Genomic DNA, 21,111 nt, shown 5'->3' on the forward strand with positions numbered 1-21,111 from the left:
TGTAGCGGAGCTGATTTCACCGAACCTTACGGGGGCGCACTGATGAGTTTGACCGCGGACAGCCGCAACGGCATCGACTACAAGGTCGCCGACCTGTCGCTGGCCGAGTTCGGCCGCAAGGAGATCCGGCTGGCCGAGCACGAGATGCCCGGCCTGATGGCGCTGCGCGACGAGTACCACGGTGTGAACCCGCTCAAGGGCGCCCGCATCACCGGTTCGCTGCACATGACCATCCAGACCGCGGTGCTCATCGAGACTCTGGTCGACCTCGGCGCCGAAGTCCGTTGGGCGTCGTGCAACATCTTCTCCACCCAGGACCACGCCGCCGCCGCGGTCGTCGTCGGCCCGCACGGCACCGTCGACGAGCCCAAGGGCACCCCGGTCTTCGCCTGGAAGGGCGAGAGCCTGGAGGAGTACTGGTGGTGCGCCGAGGAAGCCCTGACCTGGGACGGCGACCCGGCCAACATGATCCTCGACGACGGCGGTGACGCCACCATGATGGTGCTGCGCGGCGCCCAGTACGAGAAGGCCGGCGTGGTGCCGCCCGCTGAGGACGGCGACTCGCACGAGTGGAAGGTCTTCCTGACCCGGCTGCGCGAGCGCTACGAGACCGACAACACCAAATGGACCAAGATCGCCGAGGCGGTCCAGGGTGTCACCGAGGAGACCACCACCGGTGTGCTGCGGCTCTACCAGCTGGCCGCCGCCGGTGAGCTGGTGTTCCCGGCGATCAACGTCAACGACTCGGTCACCAAGTCCAAGTTCGACAACAAGTACGGCTGCCGGCACTCCCTGATCGACGGCATCAACCGCGGCACCGACGCACTGATCGGCGGCAAGAAGGCGCTGGTCTGCGGCTTCGGCGACGTCGGCAAGGGCTCGGCTGAGTCGCTCAAGGGTCAGGGCGCTCGGGTGACGGTCACCGAGATCGACCCGATCAACGCGCTGCAGGCGCTGATGGAGGGCTACGACGTCGCGACCGTCGAGCAGGCCATCGGCGACGCGGACATCGTCATCACCACCACCGGCAACAAGGACATCATCACCCTCGAGCACATGAAGGCGATGAAGAACCAGGCCATCCTGGGCAACATCGGCCACTTCGACAACGAGATCGACATGGCCGCCCTCGAATCCTCCGGAGCCGTCCGCGACAACGTCAAGCCGCAGGTCGACGTGTGGACCTTCGGTGACACCGGCAACTCGATCATCGTGCTGAGCGAGGGCCGGTTGCTCAACCTGGGCAATGCCACCGGGCACCCTTCGTTCGTGATGAGCAACAGCTTCTCCAACCAGGTGATCGCCCAGATCGAGCTGTGGACCAAGAACGACGAGTACGACAACGAGGTCTACCGGCTGCCCAAGCACCTGGATGAGAAGGTGGCCCGCATCCACGTCGAGGCCCTCGGCGGCACCCTGACCAAGCTGACCAAGGACCAGGCCGAGTACATCGGCGTCGACGTCGAAGGCCCCTACAAGCCGGACCACTACCGGTACTGAGCCCATGCCGACCGTGCGGTTTCATACGCGACACGCCGCAGGTCGCGTACGAAACCGCACACTCGCGCCGTGCTGATCGCGATCGAAGGGGTCGACGGCGCCGGGAAGAACACCCTGAGCCGGGGCCTGCAGGCGGCCTGGGAAGCCACCGGTCTGACGGTGGCCGGCCTGGCGTTCCCGCGCTACGGCGCCTCGGTGACCGCCGATGTCGCCGCCGAGGCGCTGCGCGGGCAGCACGGCGACCTTGCGGACTCGGTGTATGCGATGGCGATGCTCTTCGCGCTGGACCGCGCCGGCGCCAAAGCTGAGATCGAGGAGCTGCGCCGTGGCTACGACGTGGTGATCCTGGACCGGTATGTGGCCTCCAGCGCCGCCTACAGCGCCGCCCGGCTGCATCAAGATGCCGACGGCGAGGTGGTCGGCTGGGTGCGGCAGCTGGAGTTCGAGCGGCTCGAGCTGCCTGCGCCGGACTGGCAGGTGCTGCTCGACGTCCCGCCCGAACTCGCCGCCCAGCGGGCCCGGGACCGCGAGGTGCGCGACACCGCGCGGGCTCGGGACAGCTATGAGCGCGACGACGGGCTGCAGCGTCGCACCGGCGAGGTGTACCGCGGGTTGGCGCAGTGCGGCTTCGGGGGACGCTGGCAGCTGGCCGGTCCGACGGTCTCGCCGGCGGAGTTGGCCGGCATTCTGCACGGTTAACCTGCGAAACACGCGTGTGGTAGCAGCGTTTTATCTCGATCTGGTGACACCATGTACGCCATGAGGCAAAGGATTCTCGTCGTCGACGACGACGCTTCGCTGGCCGAGATGCTCACCATCGTGCTGCGTGGGGAGGGTTTCGACACCGCGGTCGTCGGTGACGGCACCCAGGCGCTCACCGCGGTGCACGAGCTGCGGCCCGATCTGGTGCTGCTGGACCTGATGCTGCCCGGCATGAACGGCATCGACGTGTGCCGGGTGCTGCGCAAGGACTCCGGGGTGCCGATCGTGATGCTCACCGCCAAGACCGACACCGTCGACGTGGTGCTCGGGCTGGAGTCGGGTGCCGACGACTACATCATGAAGCCGTTCAAGCCCAAGGAGCTGGTGGCCCGGGTGCGGGCCCGGCTGCGCCGCAACGACGACGAGCCGGCCGAGATGCTCTCGATCGCCGATATCGACATCGACGTGCCGGCTCACAAGGTCAGCCGCGGCGGTGAGCAGATCTCCCTGACCCCGTTGGAGTTCGACCTGCTGGTGGCGCTGGCACGCAAACCGCGCCAGGTGTTTACTCGTGAAGTGCTCCTCGAACAGGTCTGGGGATATCGGCATCCGGCCGACACCCGGCTGGTGAACGTGCATGTCCAGCGCCTGCGGGCCAAGGTGGAGCAAGACCCGGAGAACCCGACCGTGGTGCTGACCGTTCGAGGAGTGGGTTACAAGGCCGGACCTCCGTGATCCCCACTGGGGAGCGGCGAACGTGATCCCCGCGTCTCCGACGAGGCAGAGCGCCAGCGATGCCGAGGAGAAGCGCGATTGAGTACCGCGTCTCCGACGAGGCAGAGCGCCAGCGATGCTGAGGAGGAGCGCCAGTGATCTTCAGTTCCAGACGGCGCCCCCGGCGATCGGGTCCGCTGTTGCTCGGCGTGAACACGCTGCGCCGCGCGGTGCAGATCGGCTGGCGCCGTTCTCTGCAGCTGCGGGTCGTGGTGCTGACGATGGGGTTGTCGGCCGGGGTCATCCTGGCGCTCGGTTTCGTGCTGACCAGCCAGATCACCGACCGGGTATTGGACGTCAAGGTCCGGGCGGCCACCGAACAGATCGAGCGGGCCCGGGTCACCGCCGGGGGCATCGTCGGCGGTGAGGAGGCCCGTTCGCTGACCTCGAGCCTGCAGTTGGCCCGCAACACGCTGATGAGCAAGACCGACCCGGCCTCGGGCAGCGGAACCGCGGGCGCGTTCGACGCGGTGCTGGTGGTGCTCGGCGAGGGACCGCGCGCGGCGACCTCCGCCGGGCCGGTCGAGGAGGTGCCGGCCGCGCTGCGTGAGTTCGTCAAAGCCGGTCAGGTCAGCTACCAGTACGCCCCCGTGCACGTCGAGGGGTTCTCCGGTCCGGCGCTGGTGATCGGGACGCCGACGGCGTCGCGGATCACCAACCTGGAGCTCTACCTGATCTATCCGCTGGGCACCGAGCGCAACACGATCGCCATGGTGCGGGGCACCATCGCCACCGGCGGCCTGGTGCTGCTGGTGCTGCTGGCCGGGATCGCCCTGCTGGTGTCGCGCCAGGTGGTGTTGCCGGTGCGGTCGGCCTCGCGGATCGCGGAGCGGTTCGCCGAGGGGCACCTGTCCGAACGTATGCCGGTGCGCGGCGAAGACGACATGGCCCGGCTCGCGGTGTCGTTCAACGACATGGCCGAGTCTCTTTCGCGTCAAATCACCCAGCTCGAGGAGTTCGGCAACCTGCAGCGCCGGTTCACCTCCGACGTCAGCCACGAACTGCGCACCCCGCTGACCACGGTGCGGATGGCCGCCGACCTGATCCACGACCACAGCGAAGACCTGGAGCCCTCGCTACGGCGCTCCACCGAGCTGCTGGTCAGTGAACTCGACCGGTTCGAATCGCTGCTCGGCGACCTGCTGGAGATCTCCCGGCACGACGCCGGCGTGGCCGAACTGTCCGTGGAGTCGGTGGACCTGCGCTCGACCGTCGGCAGCGCCCTGGACAACGTGGGTCATCTGGCCGCCGACGCGGGCGTCGAACTCAAGGTGGACATGCCGGGCGATCCGGTGATCGCCGAGGTGGATCCGCGCCGGGTGGAACGGATCCTGCGCAACCTGATCGCCAACGCCATCGACCACGCCGAGCACAAGCCGGTGGTGATCCGGATGGGCGCCGACGAGGACACCGTCGCGGTCACGGTCCGCGACCACGGGGTGGGGCTGCGGCCGGGGGAGGAGAAGCTGGTGTTCAGCCGGTTCTGGCGCGCCGACCCGTCGCGGGTGCGGCGCTCCGGGGGTACCGGGCTGGGACTGGCGATCAGTGTCGAGGACGCCCGCCTGCACCAGGGCCGGCTGGAGGCCTGGGGCGAGCCCGGCAAGGGCGCCTGCTTCCGGCTCACCCTGCCGCTGGTGCGCGGGCACAAGGTCACCACCAGCCCGCTTCCGATGAAACCGGTGAGCGCCGCCGAGCGCCGGGAGCGTCGGCAGCGAGCGCGTGAACACGCCGAGAGGAGCGGGTGATGCGCCGGGTTGATGCGGCGGTCCCAGCTTCACCTCTCCTCCGTCGAGCCTCGCTGAACCGCCGGGCCCGTCCGGCGGCGCTGCTGGTCGCTTTGATGAGCATGGTTCTCGCCCTGGCGGGCTGCGCCGGGGTGCCCAGCACGTCGGCCCCGCAGGCGATCGGCACGGTTCAGGCGCCACCGCCGTCGGTGCTGCCCAAACCCACCCCGGGAATGGACCCCGACGTGCTGCTGCGCGAATTCCTCAAGGCGACCGCCGATCCGGCCAATCGGCATCGGGCGGCGCGGCAGTTCCTCACCCAGTCGGCGTCGGATGGCTGGGACGACGCCGGCAGCGCACTGCTGATCGACAACGTGGTGTTCGTCGAAACCCGCAGCGCCGACCGGGTCGCGGTCACGATGCGGGCCGACATGCTCGGCTCGCTGTCGGACATGGGGGTCTTCGAGACCGCCGAGGGCGCACTGCCCGCTCCCGAGCCGATCGAACTGCTCAAGACCTCCGACGGCTGGCGCATCGACCGGCTGCCCAACGGCGTCTTCTTGGACTGGCAGCAGTTCCAGGCCACCTACAAACGCAACACGCTGTACTTCGTCGACCCCACCGGCAAGACGGTGGTTCCCGATCCGCGATACGTCGCGGTGTCCGACCCCGACCAGTTGGCCACCGAACTGGTGTCGAAGTTGATCGCCGGCCCGCGCCCGGAGATGGCCGGGGTGCGCAACCTGCTGGCGGCACCGTTGCGGTTGCGCGGACCGGTGACCCGCGCCGACGGCGGCAAGAGCGGGGTGGGCCGTGGCTACGGCGGGGCCAAGATCGACCTGGACAGCTTGTCGACCACCGACCCGAACACCAGGCAATTGCTTGCCGCCCAATTGATCTGGACGCTGACCCGAGCCGATGTCAAGGGGCCGTACGTGATCAACGCCGACGGCGCGGCGCTCGACGACCGGTTCCCGGACGGGTGGACGACCTCGGATGTGGCGACCACCGACCCGGGCGCCTCCGACGGCGCCGGCGCCGGGATACACGCGCTGGTGGGCGGGTCACTGCTGGTCCTGGACGGACAGCAGGCCAACCGGGTTCCCGGGGCGTTCGGCCGGGAGCCCGACCAGGAGTCGGCTGCGTTGTCCCGCAACGGACGTCAGGTGGCGTCGGTGGTGGTGCACCCCGGTGCCCCCGACCCGCCGGCCACGCTGTGGATCGGAGACCTCGGCGGCGAGGCCGTGCAAGCGGCAGACGGGCACACCCTGTCGCGGCCGAGTTGGTCGCTGGACGAAGCGGTGTGGGTGGTGGTCGACGGCAACAACGTGCTGCGGGCGATCCAAGAGGCCTCCGGCCGCCCGGCCCGGATCCCGGTTGATTCCGGGGCGATCAACGCGAGGTTCCCGGGACCGATCAGCGAGCTACAGCTGTCCCGTGACGGCACCCGGGCTGCCATGGTGATCGGTGGGCAGGTGATCCTGGCCGGTGTCGAGCAGGCCCCGGGCGGCCAGTTCGTACTGAACTATCCGCGCCGGCTGGGCTTCGGACTCGGCTCCTCGGTGGTGTCGCTGAGCTGGCGCACCGGCGACGACATCGTGGTGAGCCGGTCCGATCCGAAAGACCCGGTGTCCTACGTCAACATCGACGGGGTGAACTCCGATGCGCCCAACGGCAATCTTCAGCTGCCGGTGTCGACCATCGTCGCCGACCCGTCCACCGTCTATGTGGCCGACCCGCGCGGGGTGTTGGCGCTGTCGTCGTCGAGAGCCGAGGACGAGCAGAGCTGGTCGCCGGTGGGTCCGTTCATGGTCGGCGGCGCCGTGCCGGTGCTGCCGGGCTGACGCCCGGCAAGCTCTACCCGTTGGCCACCAGCGACAGGCGCCGGTGTTCGGCCCGCTCCCGGGTGGCCTTGCGCCGCTTGGCGCTGGACAGCAGGCCGGCCACCGCCGTCTCGATGCTGCGGGCGAACTCGTCGACATCGGGCATGGTGTCGAAGTCGGCGAGGACCCCGAAGAACAGGCTCTGGGCGTAGCTCAGCATCGCCACCCCGGTGCGCAGCTGCAGCGCGATCGGCGGCACCGGGAGCACGTCGAGCACCTCGCGTCCCATGATGTGCAGGGTCTGCGACGGGCCGGGCACATTGGTCGCAAGGGTGGTGACGCCCTGCTGAGGCAACCGTGTCAACAGCCGCACGGCCCATGCCGTCAGCGGGAAAGGCAGGTAGTTGGCCGCGGAGACGAACGCGCTGCCGGCTTGGCGCTGCCCGGTGCTCTTGGTTCGGCTCAGCCGCGAGTGCACCAGCTTCAGCCGCCGCACCGGGTTCTCCTCCTCCACCGGTAGGTAGGGCAGCATCACCGAGACCCGGTTGTCGGTCCGGCCGTCGGCGTCGCCCGAGCGCGTCGACACCGGCACCAGGGTGCGCAGCGTTTCGGGGCGCGGGCGTTCGCCCCGGCGCTCCAGCATGCCGCGGTAGCCCTCGGTCAGGGCAGCGAGCGCGACGTCGTTGAGGGTCACGTCGAACGCCTGGCAGATCTGGTTGACGTCGTGCAGGGATACCTTGGCGGAGCTGTACCGGCGCATCGCGCGCATCGGCCCGTTCAACGAGGTCGTGACGCCCTGATGCAGCAGCCCGGCGGACAGCTCGACGGTGCCGCGGGCGGCCCGCACCGCGGCGGCGCTGATCGCAGTCGAGACATTCCACAGGTCGGCCGCCCAGCTCGCCGGGTTGGTGGTCACCGAAGGCAGCCCGAAATGCAGCCCGCCCGAATGGGATTCGTGGGAACCCCGGATGTGGCCGGCGAAACTGGCTATGCCGTCGCCGTCGCTTTCATCGCACAGCCCGGTGAACAGGTGCGACGTCGCGATGCCGTCGCCGACGCAGTGGTGAACCTTGATCAGCATCGCCCACCGGTCGTCGGTCAACCCCTCGATCACCCAGATCTGCCACAGTGGCCGATCTCGGTCCAGCCGGCGGGCCATCTGGTCGGCGATGAAGCGGAACAGTTCGGTGTCGTCACCGGGGCGCGGCAGGGCGACCCGCCGTAAGTGATGCGCCATGTCGAAGTCGGGGTCGCTCACCCACTCCGGTGGCGCCAGGTCGAACGGGTGCATCTGCAACTTCTGACCGAAGCGGCGGCAGGCGCTGATCCGCGCGCCCAGCGTGGAAACCAGCGCGGCGTAATCCGGCGCCGGCCCCTCCAAGATGACCAATCCGCCGATCGCCAGGCTGATGTGGCGGTCGGAATCTTCGGCCTCCAGGAACCCCGCGTCCAGTGTCGTCAGTTGCTCCACGATGCTGACCTCCTCTTCGGGCCCCGCTCTTATGATCCGCCCGCGCGGGAGGGAGTCGGCAGGGCCGGAAGTCCTGAGTCCCGAGGTCCAACGGCGGCACCGGCGGGCCTTCGTGCCCTGTCCGGGCCGGCCCGGACAGGAGCATCGTGAAGGCAGTCAGCTGCGTCGAGAGAAGGGGGCGGACCGTGGATCAACAGTCTGTTGGCTACCCGGACACCGCGGCCGTCAGGGAGACCGTTCGCACTGCGCTGCAGCTGGCGGCCCGCGCACCGTCGGTGCACAATTCCCAGCCGTGGCGCTGGAAGGTGCAGTTGGCGACACAGCCGCCTCGACTGGAGCTGTTCGCCAACCCCGACCTGCACCTGCGCAACGTGGATCCCGACGGTCGCGGTCTGACCCTGAGCTGTGGTGCGGCGCTGCATCATTGTGTGGCCGCTCTGGCTGCGCTGGGTTGGCGCGGCAAGGTACATCGGCTGCCCGATCCGGCCGACCCCGACCACCTGGCGTCGGTGGAGCTGTTCGGTCCCGATCCGGAGCAGCTCCCCGAACAGGTGAATGTCGCACTGGCCGCCGCGATACCACGGCGGCGCACCGACCGCCGATCCTTCAGTGGATGGCCGGTGGCGCCGGCCGACATCGCGTTGATGGGCGCCCGCGCCGCCCGCGCCGGGGTGATGCTGCGCCGGATCGACGAGCTGGATCGGCTGAACACGGTGGTGGCCCGGGCCGTCTTCGCGCACCGCACCGACTACGACTACCTCGCCGAGCTGGCGACTTGGAGCGGTCGATACGGGTCGGTGGCCGGAGTCCCGGCGCGCAGCGTTCCGGCGCCCACCGCCGGCGCACCGATCCCGGGCCGGCTGTTCGCCGACCCGCTGCTGGCCCAACCGCCCGGCGCCGCTCCCGCCCAGGATCGCGCGGTGATGCTGGCGCTGGGCACCGAGGAGGACGATCGGCTGGCCCAGCTGCGCGCCGGTGAGGCCACCAGCGTGGTGTTACTGACCGCGACGGCGCTGGGATTGGCCAGCTGTCCGGTCACCGAGCCGCTGGAGATCGCCGAAACACGCGCCGCGGTACGTCGCGACGTCTTCGGAACCAGCGGCCATCCGCAGATGTTGCTGCGGGTGGGGTGGGCCCCCATCAACGCCGACCCGCTGCCGGCGACACCGCGGCGTTTCCTCAACGACATCGTCGAATGGCTGATGCCCGATGAGCCCCAAGCGGATCCCGCCGATGCCGCGAACGAGAACCGGGCGGTGTGCGTCTAGTGCAGCGAGCTACTGCTGCGTCATCAGCGGCGCGGACCAGCGCAGCACGGTGCCGCCACCCGGTGCCGCTTCGACGCTGAACGCCCCGCCCGCTTGCTCGGCGCGCCGTCGCAGATTGGACAGGCCGCTGCGGGTGATCACCTCCGGCATCCCGCGGCCGTTGTCGGCCACCTCGATGCCCAGGTCGTCCTCGACCTTGATCTGCACCGTCAATTCGGTCGCGCCGGAATGCCGAACCGCGTTGCTGACCGCCTCGGAGACCACCGCCTCGGCATGATCGGCCAGCGCCGGCTCGACCACCGACAACGGGCCGACGAACGCAACGGTGGTGTGCAGCCCCGAGCCCGAGAACTGGGCGACGGCGTTGTCCAGCCGCTGCCGTAGCCGGGTCACCGTCGAGGAGGAGCCGTGCAGGTCGAAAATGGTGGTGCGGATCTCGCCGATGATCTCCTGCAGGTCGTCGACCGCGTCGTTGAGCCGGCGCTGCACCGCGGCGGAGCGGGCCCGGGGAATGGTGCCCTGTAACGACAACCCGACGGCGAAAAGCCGTTGGATGACATGGTCGTGCAGGTCACGGGCGATCCGGTCCCGGTCGGTGACCACGTCGAGTTCGTGCATGCGGCGCTGCGAAGTGGCCAATTGCCACGCCAACGCGGCCTGGTCGGCGAACGCGGCCATCATGTCGAGTTGTTCGATGCTGAACGGGATCGTGGAGCCGTGGCGCATCACCACGACGACGCCGGCCACCGCGTCGGCGGCGCGCAACGGCAGGATCAGCGCCGGGCCGGCCCCGTCGACGCCGGTCAGCCTCAGCCGGTCCACCTGGCGCGGCATGCGCTGGGAGAATGCCTCGCCGACTGACGTGCCGACGACCGGGATGGTGTCACCGGCAATGGAAGCCATTGCAGCACCCAGGGTTTCGACCACAAGTAGCTCGTTGACCTCGGCTTCGGGGGTGTCCTCCTCCAGCGGAACGGCCACCAGCGCAGCCTCGGCGCCGGTGAGCTTGCTGGCCTCCTCGGCGATCAGCCGGAACACCGTCGTGGGATCGGTTCCGGACAACAATTCGGTGGCGATGTCACGGGTGGACTCGATCCAGGATTGCCGTGCCTTGGCCTGGGCGTACAACCGGGCGTTGGCGATGGCGATCCCGGCGGCGGCAGCCAGTGCCTGCACCAGTACCTCGTCGTCCTCGCTGAACGGCAGACCGTTGGCCTTCTCGGTGAGATACAGATTGCCGAAGACCTCGTCTTGCATACCCACCGGCACACCGAGGAAGGTGCGCATCGCTGGGTGGTATGCGGGAAACCCCACCGATGCAGGGTGTTTGGCGATGTCATCCAGTCGCAGCGGTTTGGGATCTTCGATCAGCAGACCCACCACGCCGAGGCCTTCGGGCAGCCGGCCGATCCGCGCGAAGGTGTCCTCGTCGATGCCCTCGTAGACGAACTCCACCATTCGACGGTCGTGGTCGTGTACTTCCAGCGCACCGTATTTGGCCTCGACCAGGTTGGTGGCCGTCTGCACGATGGAACGCAGGGTGGCGTCGAGTTCCAACCCGGAGGTGACCACCAGCATCGCCGCCAGCAGGCCGTCGAGGCGGTCGCGTCCCTCTACAATCTGTTCGACCCGGTCCTGGACGCCGACCAGAAGTTCGCGCAGCCGCAACTGGGAAAGCGTGTCGCGCAGGGGGTCCGGGCCGTCCCGGCCTTCGGTGGGGTCGTCGTCAGTCATTCCGGGAGCGCTCGAGTTTGGTGGCGAACACCGCGGCCTGTGTTCGGCGTTCCATGCCCAGTTTGGCCAGCAGACGCGACACGTAGTTCTTGACGGTCTTCTCCGCCAGGAACATCCGGTCGGCGATCTGCTTGTTGGTCAGGCCCTCGGCGAGCAGGCTCAACAGGATGCGTTCCTGTTCGGACAGCCCGGACAGTGGATCGGGCTTGGCGATGGCGCCACGTAGTTTGGCCATCAGCGCTGCCGCGGCGCGGTTGTCGAGCAGGGAGCGTCCGGCGCCGACGTCCTTGACGGCGCGGGCCAACTCCATGCCCTTGATGTCCTTGACGATGTAGCCGCTGGCCCCGGCCAGAATGGCATCGAGCATCGCCTCGTCGGAGGTGAACGAGGTCAGGATCAGGCACCGTAACTCGGGCATGCGGGACAGCAGATCGCGGCAGAGCTCGATGCCGTTGCCGTCCGGGAGCCGTACGTCGAGCACCGCCACGTCGGGACGCAGGGCCGGAATGCGCGCCATCGCCTCGGCGACCGACCCGGCCTCGCCGACCACGTCCAGCTCCGGATCGGCGCCGAGCAGGTCGATCAGACCGCGGCGCACCACCTCGTGATCGTCTACCAGAAAGACTTTGACCATGCCGCGTCCTTTCGCAGCAGCCGTCATCGCGGTGCACCGCCCACGGTGAGCACCGAACAACCGCCGGCCCAGCCCAGGCTCCGCCGGCCGCGGGTGCCCGAGATGAACAGCTGGATCGCCAACTCCCATCCCAGCACGGCCCTATTGTCCGGTGACGCATCGACTTCGGCAACCATCGGCCCGGTGTGTCGGCCGCTGTCAGGACTGCGGATCACGGCCACCGGGCAGCCGGCCGCCCAGGCCGCGGCGGCGCGTGCGGCCGGTGACCCGTCGATGCCGACGCCAACCGCCCGTGTTGACTTCCGATCACCCATGGTGGCTCCCGAATGGCCGGCCGGGCATCGATCGCGCCCGGCACTGCCCAGGGTAACCGCGTCGGGCGACCGACTGCAGGGCCTTTGGTCCACGAACTCCGATGCCGGTGGCCAGCGGGTCAGGGCTTCCGGGAACGGCTGCGCAGCACCTCGGCCGCGCCGCCCAGGAACGGGGTGATGATGTCCACCGGCAGCGGAAACACCACGGTGGAGTTCTGGTCGGCGCCGAGCTCCAAAAGGGTTTGCAGGTAACGCAGTTGCAGCGAGGCGGGATTGCGCGACAGCGTCTCGGCCGCCTGGCTCAGCTCTTCGGAGGCCTGCAGTTCACCGCGGGCGTTGATCACCTTCGCCCGACGTTCGCGCTCGGCCTCGGCCTCGCGGGCCATCGCGCGCTGCATCGACTCCGGGATCTCCACGTCCTTGATCTCGACCACCCGGACCTGAACACCCCACGGCTCGGTCTGCTTGTCGATGATGGTGCGCAGGTCGGCGTTGAGGTCGTCACGGTGTGCCAGCAGGGTGTCCAGATCGGCGCGGCCCAGCAGCGAGCGCAGTGTCGTCTGGGCGATCTGGGAGGTGGCCACCGCGTAGTTTTCCACCGCCAGAATCGCTTTGAGCGGATCGACCACCTGGAACATCACCACCGCGTTCACCCGGGCCGGGACGTTGTCGCGGGTGATCACCTCCTGTGGGGGAATGGTGAGTGTCACGACTCGCTCGTCGACCCGAATCAGCCTATCCGCCAAGGGGATAAGGAAGTGCAGCCCGGGCTGGTAGAGGGGGCGGGCATGACCCACCCGGAACACGACGCCGCGCTCGTACTCCGGCAGCACCTTGATGGAGAAGTAGGCCAGCACCGCCAGCGCCACGATCACGATCACCGATACGGTGATAAGCTCTTCACTCACTGATGTGCTGCTTCCTGGTCGAAGAGCTCTCGGAAAAGCCGCCCCATCGGGTGGAGTACCGGTCGATGGCCGCTTCGACCTGCTCTTGCCCGCCGGCCTCGTGCGGTGTGTCTGAGGGAGTGTCCAAGGGGGCGTTGGAGGGAGTGTTCCACAGATGGCGTACCAGCGGGGACCCCCCGGCCAGCACGATCAGAATCGTCGCGCCCAGCACCAATACCTCGGCGGGCCGGTGGTTGGCGATCAGCGTCGCCAGCGGCATGACCACTCCGAATCCGGCCACCGCACATGCGATACCCCGGTGGAACCGGCCTGCCTCCGAATGCGGCCACGGGTCCACCGGCCGGCTGATCTCCCGGCCGTGATTCGAGGTGGTGCAGGTGTCCTTGACCGGGCAGGAGTTGCAGATCGACGGCATCGCCCGGTAGCGCATGACCCGGTTGTCCTTGTCGAACGCGGTCGGCCAGAGCCATTGGTCCTGCGGGCACTTCCAGGCGTCGTGATCTTCGTGGTAGACGAATTTTCCGGTGCGCCACTGGGCGGCGCGCGCCGACGTCCGCTTGGCCATGTTGTCGAAGCCCCACGCGAAGACGAGCAGGAGCAGGGCGTAGCCGGACATCAGCCACACCCACGCTCCCGGCATCGTCATGGCCGTCAGCCCTGCGCTTCGGTATCGGCGCCGGTCGCCGCCGTGGTGTAGAGCGGGTGTTCCGGCAACTCGTCGACGGTCTCGCCGGAGCGGAAGTTGCGCAGCGCGATCCAGGCGATCCAGCAGAACGGGACCACGCCGCCGACGATGAGGATCAGGTCGCCCGGCAGTCGCATCCACTCCAGCAGTGCGTTACCCGGCTTGGTGATGTATCCCAGTGACCGCGCCTCGAAGTAGCCGGCGTTGACCGAGTGGAACAGCTGCAGCACACCCAGCGGCAGCAGCGTGACGAACACCATCCAGGCCAGGCCGATGTTCATGCCCCAGAAGGAGATTCGGGCCAGCTTGTTGGGCCACTTGTCCGCCGGGATCACGTACCGGAAAGCGAACATCGCCAGGGCCACCGCGAGCATGCCGTAGACCCCGAACATCGCCGCGTGCGCGTGGTTGGCGGTGAGCGCGGTGCCGATCTCGTAGTAGGAGACCACCGGCAGGTTCACCAGGAAGCCGAAGATGCCCGCGCCCAGGAAGTTCCAGAACCCGACCGCGACCAGGAACATCACCGCCCAGCGAGCCGGGAAGTTGTGCTCGCCACCGGCCTCCTGGCGGGCGCCCAGCTGCAGGAACGCCCAGGCCTCCACGGTCAGGAAGGTCAGCGGGATGACCTCGGCGGCCGAGAAGAATGCGCCCATTGCCATGTGCTCCACCGGGGTGCCGGAGAAGTACAGGTGGTGCATGGTGCCGATCACGCCGCCGGCGGAGTACAAGATGATGTCGAGCAGGATCACCAGCAGCGCGACGCGCTCCCGCACCACCCCGAGCTGCACGAAGATGTAGGCCACCATCGCCGTGGTGAACAGCTCCAGGAAGTCCTCGACCCACAGGTGCACCATCCAGAACCGCCAGAAATCGGCGACCGAGAAGTGCGTATCGCTGCCGGCGAGCAGGCTGACCGCGTAGAAGCTCGGGATGGCCAGGCCGGTGAAGAAGAACATCCACGGCAGGTTCAACTTCGAGGTGGTCGCCAGCTTCGAGCGCATGCCGCGCCAGATGATGAAGATCCACAGGAACAGCCCGACGATCAGCAGCACCTGGAACAGTCGCGGCAGGTCCAGGAACTCCCACTGCTGAGACAGCACGGTGCCGGGCTTGATCACCCCGAAGATCGAGAGCGCCTCGAACGCCATCGACCCGAAGACCACGACCGCAAGCGCGCCGAGCAGGCCGTAGACCAGTACCGACTGTTTGCGGGGCTCACGGCGGGTGATGAACGGCACCAGGAAGATTCCGCCGGCCAGGAACGCGGCCGCGGTCCAGAACAACGAGAGCTGCAGGTGCCAGGTCCGGGCCAGGTTGTAGGGCAGGATCTTGGCCAGGTCGATTCCGTAGAACGCCGACAGATCCGCGCGGTAGTGCTCGACGGCGCCGCCCAGCAGGGTTTGGGCCAAAAACAGCACCGCGACGACGGCGAAGATCCAGATCGCGGCGCGCTGCGAGCGGGTCAGCGGCACCTCGCCGGGCTGGCGGAACTCGAGCTTGGTCATCTCGGTGCCGTGCCAGCCGATGTTCTGGCTCCACCGGCCGTAGACGGTGAACATGATTCCGATGCCGCCGAGCAGCATGATCAGCGACAGCACCGACCACACCACGACCGACCCGGTCGGGCCGTTGTCGACGCGCGGCTCCGAGGGCCAGTTGTTGGTGTAGCTGTAGGCGTGCCCGGGCCGGTCGGCCGCCGCCGCCCAGGCCGTCCAGCCGAAGAACGCGGTCAGGTCGCGGATCTCGCCCGGGTCGGTGATCATGTGCGGCAACAGGCCGTACTTGGTGGAGTCCTCGCCGAAGTAGTCGGCGTACTGCTTCTCGATGTCTTTGAACGCTCGGGTCTGCTTGTCGGTGAAGACCAGGGTGCCGGTGTCCGCGTTGTAGCGGTTGGTCCGGAACTCGGCGACCACCTCGTCATGCGGGTTGGGAACGCCCTGCACCTCGAACTGGTCGGCCACGTTCTCGGTGGCCAACCGCAGGTATTCGGCGGTGTAGTCCGGGCCGAGGTAGGCGCCGTGGCCCAGCACCGATCCGTACTGCATCAGTCCGCGGGCCTGGAACAACTCCTGGCCGCGGGTGATGTCGTCGCCGGTGAACAGCTGCTGCCCGGTCTCGGTGACGACGCGATCCGGCATCGGCATCGACGCGGTGTAGGTGCGGTAGGCCAGGATTCCCATCACCAGGAATCCGAAGATCATCACCAGGGCTACGCCTTGGGCCCAGCCTTTGCCGACCAGCGCGGCGCCGCCGGAATCGCTGGTGGGCGTGCCCTTTTCTGTTGCTTCGGTGGTCATGGACGGCGACGCTAGCAGTATCGAGCGGCTAAATTCGTGAATCTGTCAGGGGGCTCACAGTTTTGGGGTCCGGCGTTAGGGTCACAGTTGACGAAATACCCCTTGACATGGGAGTACGACATAGCGTAGTAGAGATTTTCTGTCCGGCTGTCGGTGCCCGGTGGCAGCCTCCGGAGTGTGTTTGTGGCCGGTATGGATCTCATGCTTCCGCGGCAGTGCGGTGGCTGCGGCGCCCCGACGACCGGATGGTGCCGCAATTGCGCGGCACAACTCGCCGTCGGACCGGATGCTCCGCGCCTGGTCAGTCCGCGGGTGGATCCGCAGGTGCCGGTGTTCGCGCTGGGCCGCTACGCCGGAGCCCGCCGGCAGGCGATCGTCGCGGTGAAGGAGCACGGGCGCACCGACCTGATCACGCCGCTGGCATCGACGCTGGCCGCCGCCCTGCACCGGCTGGTGTGCTGGCGGATGCTCGACCTGCCGCTGACGATCATCCCGGCGCCCACTCGGCGCAGCGCCGCCCGCCGGCGCGGTGGTGACCCGATCGGGCGGATCGCGGCCGCGGCGACGGCGCGGCATCCCGGCATCACGGTGGCGCCGGCGCTGCGGATGCGGGCACTGACCCGAGACTCCGTCGGGCTGGGCAGCGGCGCCCGCGAACGCAACATCGCCGGCCGGGTGCTGCTGAGCCGGCGCCGGCTTCGCCCCGGCGGCGGCGGTGATGTCCTGATCGTCGACGATGTCGTCACCACCGGCGCCACGTTGGCCGAGTCGGTGCGGGTACTGAGATCCGAGGGTGTTGCGGTGGTCGCCGCGCTGGTGATCGCAGCGGCATGACGGCAGTGCGGACACCAATGCGCAACGGGACCGTCAAACCAGTGGCACGTACCCGGCGGCATGGCTACGGTCGTCATCAAGGGACGGGTGAACCGAGAGAACGTGGTCGAGACGACGAGAAAAGAGTGTCGAGCATGGCAAGTCAAAGTCAATTCGTGGAAACCAGCGGCACGTCGATCGATGCCGAGGAGAGCCCCGATCAGTCGTTAGGCGCCGAGATTGTGGTCAAGGGCCGCAACGTCGAGATCCCGGATCACTTCCGGGTCTATGTCGCGCAGAAGCTGGCCCGTCTGGAGCGACTGGACCGCTCTATTCGGTTGTTCGACGTCGAGCTCAAGCACGCGAACAACCGCCGGCAGCGAAAGTCCTGCCAGCAGATCGACATCACTGCGCACGGTCGCGGGCCGGCGGTCCGCGGTGAGGCCCGCGCCGACAGTTTCTATGCCGCGTTCGAGGCCGCGATCGACCGCCTGGAGGGCCGGCTGCGCCGCGGCAAAGACCGCCGCAACGTCTCCTACGGCGACAAGACCCCGTTGTCGGTGGCCGAGGCCACCGGGGCCACCACGGTGGACCCGGAGTTCCTCGCCGCGGCGTTCAATCGGGACGGCACCGCCGAACCTGATCACCGGGGTGGGGCCGCGCACGGCCACGACGGCGACCACGACCACGAGCCGGGCCGGATCGTCCGCACCAAGGAGCACACCGCCACGCCGATGTCCGTCGACGACGCGCTGTACGAGATGGAACTCGTCGGCCATGACTTCTTCTTGTTCCACGACAAGGAGAGCGACCAGCCATCGGTGGTCTACCGCCGGCACGCCTATGACTACGGCCTGATCCGGCTGGTGTGACGCCGCGTGGACTGACGCTGCCGAGAAGCCGTCCTGACACCGCTGCGCCGCGGCAAAGCCGACCTTCGCCCCGCTGTCACCTACCATGGGTGACGCTCGTAATGCCGAAGACTGAGTAGGGGACATAGCCGTGCTGTCCAAGTTGCTGCGTTTTGGTGAAGGCCGCATGGTCAAACGGCTCAGGAAGGTCGCCGACTACGTCGACACCCTGTCCGGGGATGTCGAAGCGCTCACCGACGCCGAGCTGCGGGCCAAGACCGACGAGTTCCGCTCTCGTCACGCCGACGGGGAATCCCTCGATGACTTGCTGCCCGAGACGTTCGCGGTGGCCCGCGAGGCGGCTTGGCGAGTGCTGAGCCAGCGGCCGTTCCACGTGCAGCTGATGGGCGGCGCGGCCCTGCACTACGGCAACGTCGCCGAGATGAAGACCGGTGAGGGCAAGACCCTGACCTGTGTGCTGCCGGCCTACCTCAACGCGATCTCCGGCAACGGCGTGCATGTCGTCACCGTCAACGACTACCTGGCCAAGCGCGACAGCGAGTGGATGGGTCGCGTGCACCGGTTCCTCGGCCTGGAGGTCGGGGTGATCCTGTCCCAGATGACCCCCGACGAGCGGCGGGTCGCCTACAACGCCGACGTCACCTACGGCACCAACAACGAGTTCGGCTTCGACTACCTGCGTGACAACATGGCGCATTCGCTCGACCAGCTGGTGCAGCGCCCGCACAACTTCGCCATCGTCGACGAGGTGGACTCCATCCTGATCGACGAGGCGCGCACCCCGCTGATCATCTCCGGGCCCGCCGACGGCAGCTCCAACTGGTACTCCGAGTTCGCCCGGATCGTGCCGTTGATGGAGAAGGACGTGCACTACGAAGTGGACCTGCGCAAGCGCACCATCGGCGTGCACGAGGTCGGCGTGGAGTTCGTCGAGGACCAGCTCGGCATCGACAACCTCTACGAAGCCGCCAACTCTCCGCTGGTCAGCTACCTCAACAACGCCCTGAAGGCCAAGGAGCTGTTCAACCGCGACAAGGACTACATCGTCCGCAACGGTGAGGTCTTCATCGTCGACGAGTTCACCGGCCGGGTGCTGGTGGGGCGGCGCTACAACGAGGGAATGCACCAGGCCATCGAGGCCAAGGAGCAGGTGGAGATCAAGGCCGAGAACCAGACGCTGGCCACCATCACCCTGCAGAACTACTTCCGGCTCTACGAGAAGCTTGCCGGGATGACCGGCACGGCCGAGACCGAAGCCGCCGAGCTGCACGAGATCTACAAACTGGGTGTGGTGCCCATCCCGACCAACAAGCCGATGGCCCGCACCGACCAGATCGACCTGATCTACAAGACCGAGGAGGCCAAGTTCCTCGCGGTCGTCGACGACCTCGCCGAGCGCTATGAGAAGGGTCAGCCGGTGCTGATCGGCACCACCAGCGTGGAGCGCTCGGAGTACCTGTCCAAGCAGCTGACCAAGCGGCGGGTCCCGCACAATGTCCTCAACGCCAAGCAGCACGAACGCGAGGCGCACATCATCGCCGAGGCCGGCCGCCGCGGCGCGATCACCGTGGCGACCAACATGGCCGGCCGCGGCACCGACATCGTGCTCGGCGGCAACCCGGACTTCCTGGCCGACCAGAAGCTGCGCAGCAAGGGCCTGGACCCGGTCGAAACCCCCGACGAGTACGAGGCGGCCTGGGACGAGACGCTCACCGCGATCAAGGCGGAGGCGGCCGCCGAGGCCCAGGAAGTGATCGAAGCCGGCGGCCTCTACGTGCTGGGCACCGAGCGGCACGAGTCGCGGCGCATCGACAACCAGCTGCGGGGCCGGTCCGGCCGCCAGGGTGACCCGGGGGAGTCGCGGTTCTACCTGTCGCTGGGCGACGAGCTGATGCGACGGTTCAACGGCGCCGCGCTGGAGTCACTGCTGACCCGGCTGAACCTGCCCGACGACGTGCCGATCGAAGCCAAGATGGTCAACCGGGCGATCAAGAGCGCTCAGACCCAGGTGGAGCAGCAGAACTTCGAGATCCGCAAGAACGTCCTCAAATACGACGAGGTGATGAACCAGCAGCGCAAGGTGATCTATGCCGAGCGCCGGCGGATCCTCGACGGAGAGAACCTGGCCGAGCAGGCCCACGACATGCTCGTCGACGTGGTCACCGCCTACGTCGACGGCGCGACCACCGAGGGCTACGCCGAGGACTGGGATCTCGAGCAACTGTGGACCGCGTTGAAGACGCTGTACCCGGTCGGGATCGACTACCACGAACTGCTGCACGCCGCCGACGTCGGCGAGGCTGACGACCTGACCCGCGAGGAGCTGCTCGAGGCGCTGCTCGCCGACGCTGAGAACGCCTACGCCGCGCGCGAAGCCGAGGTCGACGGCACCGCCGGGGCCGGTGCCATGCGGGAGCTGGAACGCGGCGTGCTGCTGTCCGTCATCGACCGCAAGTGGCGCGAGCACCTCTACGAGATGGACTACCTCAAGGAGGGCATCGGTCTGCGGGCGATGGCTCAGCGCGACCCACTGGTGGAGTACCAGCGGGAGGGCTTCGACATGTTCACCGGCATGCTCGAGGGGCTCAAGGAGGAGTCGGTCGGCTTCCTGTTCAACGTCGCCGTCGAGGCCGCACCGGCGCAGTCGGTGGCGCCGATGGATGCCCCGGAGGGATTGGCACAGTTCGGATTGCGTGCCAAGGGACTCGACGGCGCCAACGGTGCCGACGGAGCCCGCGGAGCCGACGGCTCAGCGGGGTTGACCTACTCCGGTCCCGACGAGGACGGCTCCGCGCAGGTGCGGCGCAATCGCGACCTGGAGCCGGCGGGAGCCGTTTCGCGCCGCGAGCGCCGTGAGGCAGCCCGCCGTGAAGGCCGCGGACCCAAATCGGCGAAGACGCCGCGCAAGAACTGAGGGTCGGTAACGGCTGGAAGCCGTCAACCGATGTGCAGTGCGACGATCTGCCAGGCTGTGCTGTCTCCGGTCGCCGCTACCCGCTCGATGCGGCAGGCCAGCGCGTGCGTGCGCCGGCCGCGCCGGTAGGTGCCGAACGCCTCCACAGCGGTGGTCGGCTCGCCGGATCCGGCCGGTTGGACGCGCACCCGCTGCAGGGTCGCCGGCCCGCCCCGGTCCGCCGTTGCGACCGGGCGCACCGATAGCACCGATTCGGCCATCCCGGCGACGAGCAGCGGATGCAGGTGCGTCGCCGGGCGGCGCTGGTCCAGGACTTCCAGGATCCGGCGCAGCGCGGCGTCGGCGAACACGGCGGCAGACTGTAGCGGCGGCGGCAGCACGGCCCGCGTAGGCCGGTCCGGCCGCACTCCCGGTGAATGCGCGCGGCGGGGCCGTGCCCCGGGTCCCGATGTCAGGGACTGCGCCGGACGGCACGGCGCCGCCGCGCGCGCCGGTGGTTCGTAGTCGATCACCGGCGCGACGGTCGAATGCCCGAGCGGGGTTGGGTCGGTGGTCACGGCAGCTCTCCAGGGTCGATCCGACGGATGGCCTGCTGGAGAGTGGCAGGAGGTGTCCGGCGATCATCGCACAATCATGGCGCGGCCGTATTCGCGTGCGCCATGCCGCCGTATCTCCATG

At 68.3% G+C, this 21,111-nt stretch carries 17 protein-coding genes; 9 read left to right on the top strand and 8 right to left on the bottom strand.

Annotated features, from left to right (window positions below):
* Positions 1–42 precede the first annotated feature (42 nt).
* The 5 genes from ahcY (at position 43) to lpqB (ending at position 6,544) form a co-directional block, all read left to right on the top strand.
* On the top strand, positions 43–1,500 hold the full coding sequence (gene ahcY, locus ACZYY4_RS06025) for an adenosylhomocysteinase (protein WP_463808658.1): 1,458 nt from the start codon (positions 43–45) through the stop codon (positions 1,498–1,500).
* Positions 1,501–1,569: 69 nt separating this feature from the next.
* The gene (locus tag ACZYY4_RS06030; protein ID WP_463808660.1) at positions 1,570–2,199 is read left to right on the top strand and encodes a dTMP kinase; all 630 of its coding nucleotides are present in this window, start codon (positions 1,570–1,572) and stop codon (positions 2,197–2,199) included.
* A gap of 51 nt (positions 2,200–2,250) precedes the next feature.
* On the top strand, positions 2,251–2,937 hold the full coding sequence (gene mtrA / locus ACZYY4_RS06035) for a two-component system response regulator MtrA (protein WP_013829915.1): 687 nt from the start codon (positions 2,251–2,253) through the stop codon (positions 2,935–2,937).
* 134 nt (positions 2,938–3,071) lie between these two features.
* Positions 3,072–4,721 (top strand): MtrAB system histidine kinase MtrB, encoded by a 1,650-nt coding sequence (gene mtrB / locus ACZYY4_RS06040; protein WP_463808662.1) that lies wholly within the window; start codon positions 3,072–3,074, stop codon positions 4,719–4,721.
* Positions 4,721–6,544, top strand: a complete 1,824-nt coding sequence (gene lpqB, locus ACZYY4_RS06045) for an MtrAB system accessory lipoprotein LpqB (RefSeq protein WP_463808664.1) — start codon at positions 4,721–4,723, stop codon at positions 6,542–6,544. The genes mtrB and lpqB overlap by 1 nt, the downstream gene beginning before the upstream one ends.
* A 13-nt stretch (positions 6,545–6,557) precedes the next feature.
* On the opposite strand, the gene ACZYY4_RS06050 is transcribed toward lpqB, so the two are convergent.
* A complete protein-coding gene (locus ACZYY4_RS06050) occupies positions 6,558–7,994 on the bottom strand; it encodes a WS/DGAT/MGAT family O-acyltransferase (protein ID WP_463808666.1) in 1,437 nt (478 codons plus the stop codon).
* Positions 7,995–8,179: 185 nt separating this feature from the next.
* Here ACZYY4_RS06050 and ACZYY4_RS06055 point away from each other — a divergent pair, with 185 nt between their 5' ends.
* Complete coding sequence (locus tag ACZYY4_RS06055) at positions 8,180–9,262, top strand: Acg family FMN-binding oxidoreductase (RefSeq protein WP_463808667.1); 1,083 nt, start codon at positions 8,180–8,182, stop codon at positions 9,260–9,262.
* Between the two features lie 9 nt (positions 9,263–9,271).
* On the opposite strand, the gene ACZYY4_RS06060 is transcribed toward ACZYY4_RS06055, so the two are convergent.
* The 6 genes from ACZYY4_RS06060 to ACZYY4_RS06085 all read right to left on the bottom strand — a co-directional run bounded on the left by ACZYY4_RS06060 (position 9,272) and on the right by ACZYY4_RS06085 (position 15,834).
* Positions 9,272–10,996: a GAF domain-containing sensor histidine kinase gene (locus ACZYY4_RS06060; RefSeq protein WP_463808669.1), complete on the bottom strand. Its 1,725-nt coding sequence runs from the start codon at positions 10,994–10,996 to the stop codon at positions 9,272–9,274.
* Positions 10,989–11,630: a hypoxia response regulator transcription factor DosR/DevR gene (gene dosR / locus ACZYY4_RS06065; RefSeq protein WP_463808977.1), complete on the bottom strand. Its 642-nt coding sequence runs from the start codon at positions 11,628–11,630 to the stop codon at positions 10,989–10,991. Before dosR ends, ACZYY4_RS06060 begins: the two co-directional genes overlap by 8 nt.
* 23 nt (positions 11,631–11,653) lie before the next feature.
* Positions 11,654–11,944, bottom strand: coding sequence for a hypothetical protein (locus ACZYY4_RS06070; protein ID WP_463808671.1), 291 nt, complete (start codon positions 11,942–11,944; stop codon positions 11,654–11,656).
* Positions 11,945–12,063: 119 nt separating this feature from the next.
* The gene (locus tag ACZYY4_RS06075; RefSeq protein WP_463808979.1) at positions 12,064–12,837 is read right to left on the bottom strand and encodes a slipin family protein; all 774 of its coding nucleotides are present in this window, start codon (positions 12,835–12,837) and stop codon (positions 12,064–12,066) included.
* Between the two features lie 7 nt (positions 12,838–12,844).
* Positions 12,845–13,498, bottom strand: coding sequence for a hypothetical protein (locus tag ACZYY4_RS06080; protein WP_463808672.1), 654 nt, complete (start codon positions 13,496–13,498; stop codon positions 12,845–12,847).
* Positions 13,499–13,503: 5 nt separating this feature from the next.
* On the bottom strand, positions 13,504–15,834 hold the full coding sequence (locus ACZYY4_RS06085; protein WP_463808674.1) for a nitric-oxide reductase large subunit: 2,331 nt from the start codon (positions 15,832–15,834) through the stop codon (positions 13,504–13,506).
* A gap of 192 nt (positions 15,835–16,026) precedes the next feature.
* On the opposite strand from ACZYY4_RS06085, the gene ACZYY4_RS06090 reads away from it, so the two are divergent.
* From ACZYY4_RS06090 to secA, 3 genes are all read left to right on the top strand, one after another.
* Positions 16,027–16,668: a ComF family protein gene (locus ACZYY4_RS06090; protein ID WP_463808980.1), complete on the top strand. Its 642-nt coding sequence runs from the start codon at positions 16,027–16,029 to the stop codon at positions 16,666–16,668.
* A 134-nt stretch (positions 16,669–16,802) separates the two neighbouring features.
* Positions 16,803–17,519: a ribosome hibernation-promoting factor, HPF/YfiA family gene (gene hpf, locus ACZYY4_RS06095; protein ID WP_463808675.1), complete on the top strand. Its 717-nt coding sequence runs from the start codon at positions 16,803–16,805 to the stop codon at positions 17,517–17,519.
* A gap of 130 nt (positions 17,520–17,649) precedes the next feature.
* Entirely contained in the window at positions 17,650–20,433 is a 2,784-nt protein-coding gene (gene secA, locus ACZYY4_RS06100; RefSeq protein WP_463808677.1) for a preprotein translocase subunit SecA, read from the top strand.
* A 23-nt stretch (positions 20,434–20,456) separates the two neighbouring features.
* Here the strand turns inward: secA and ACZYY4_RS06105 are convergent, their stop codons facing one another.
* Positions 20,457–20,990, bottom strand: coding sequence for an Rv3235 family protein (locus ACZYY4_RS06105; protein WP_463808679.1), 534 nt, complete (start codon positions 20,988–20,990; stop codon positions 20,457–20,459).
* Positions 20,991–21,111 lie beyond the last annotated feature (121 nt).

The organism is Mycobacterium sp. IDUB_21 (assembly GCF_055419425.1).

Coding starts and splice junctions, on each gene's coding strand:
- ahcY (WP_463808658.1), top strand. CDS start 43: ATGAGTTTGACCGCGGACAGCCGCAACGGCATCGACTACAAGGTCGCC.
- mtrA (WP_013829915.1), top strand. CDS start 2,251: ATGTACGCCATGAGGCAAAGGATTCTCGTCGTCGACGACGACGCTTCG.
- lpqB (WP_463808664.1), top strand. CDS start 4,721: ATGCGCCGGGTTGATGCGGCGGTCCCAGCTTCACCTCTCCTCCGTCGA.
- ACZYY4_RS06060 (WP_463808669.1), bottom strand. CDS start 10,996: ATGACTGACGACGACCCCACCGAAGGCCGGGACGGCCCGGACCCCCTG.
- dosR (WP_463808977.1), bottom strand. CDS start 11,630: ATGGTCAAAGTCTTTCTGGTAGACGATCACGAGGTGGTGCGCCGCGGT.
- ACZYY4_RS06070 (WP_463808671.1), bottom strand. CDS start 11,944: ATGGGTGATCGGAAGTCAACACGGGCGGTTGGCGTCGGCATCGACGGG.
- ACZYY4_RS06080 (WP_463808672.1), bottom strand. CDS start 13,498: ATGACGATGCCGGGAGCGTGGGTGTGGCTGATGTCCGGCTACGCCCTG.
- ACZYY4_RS06085 (WP_463808674.1), bottom strand. CDS start 15,834: ATGACCACCGAAGCAACAGAAAAGGGCACGCCCACCAGCGATTCCGGC.
- ACZYY4_RS06090 (WP_463808980.1), top strand. CDS start 16,027: ATGGATCTCATGCTTCCGCGGCAGTGCGGTGGCTGCGGCGCCCCGACG.
- hpf (WP_463808675.1), top strand. CDS start 16,803: ATGGCAAGTCAAAGTCAATTCGTGGAAACCAGCGGCACGTCGATCGAT.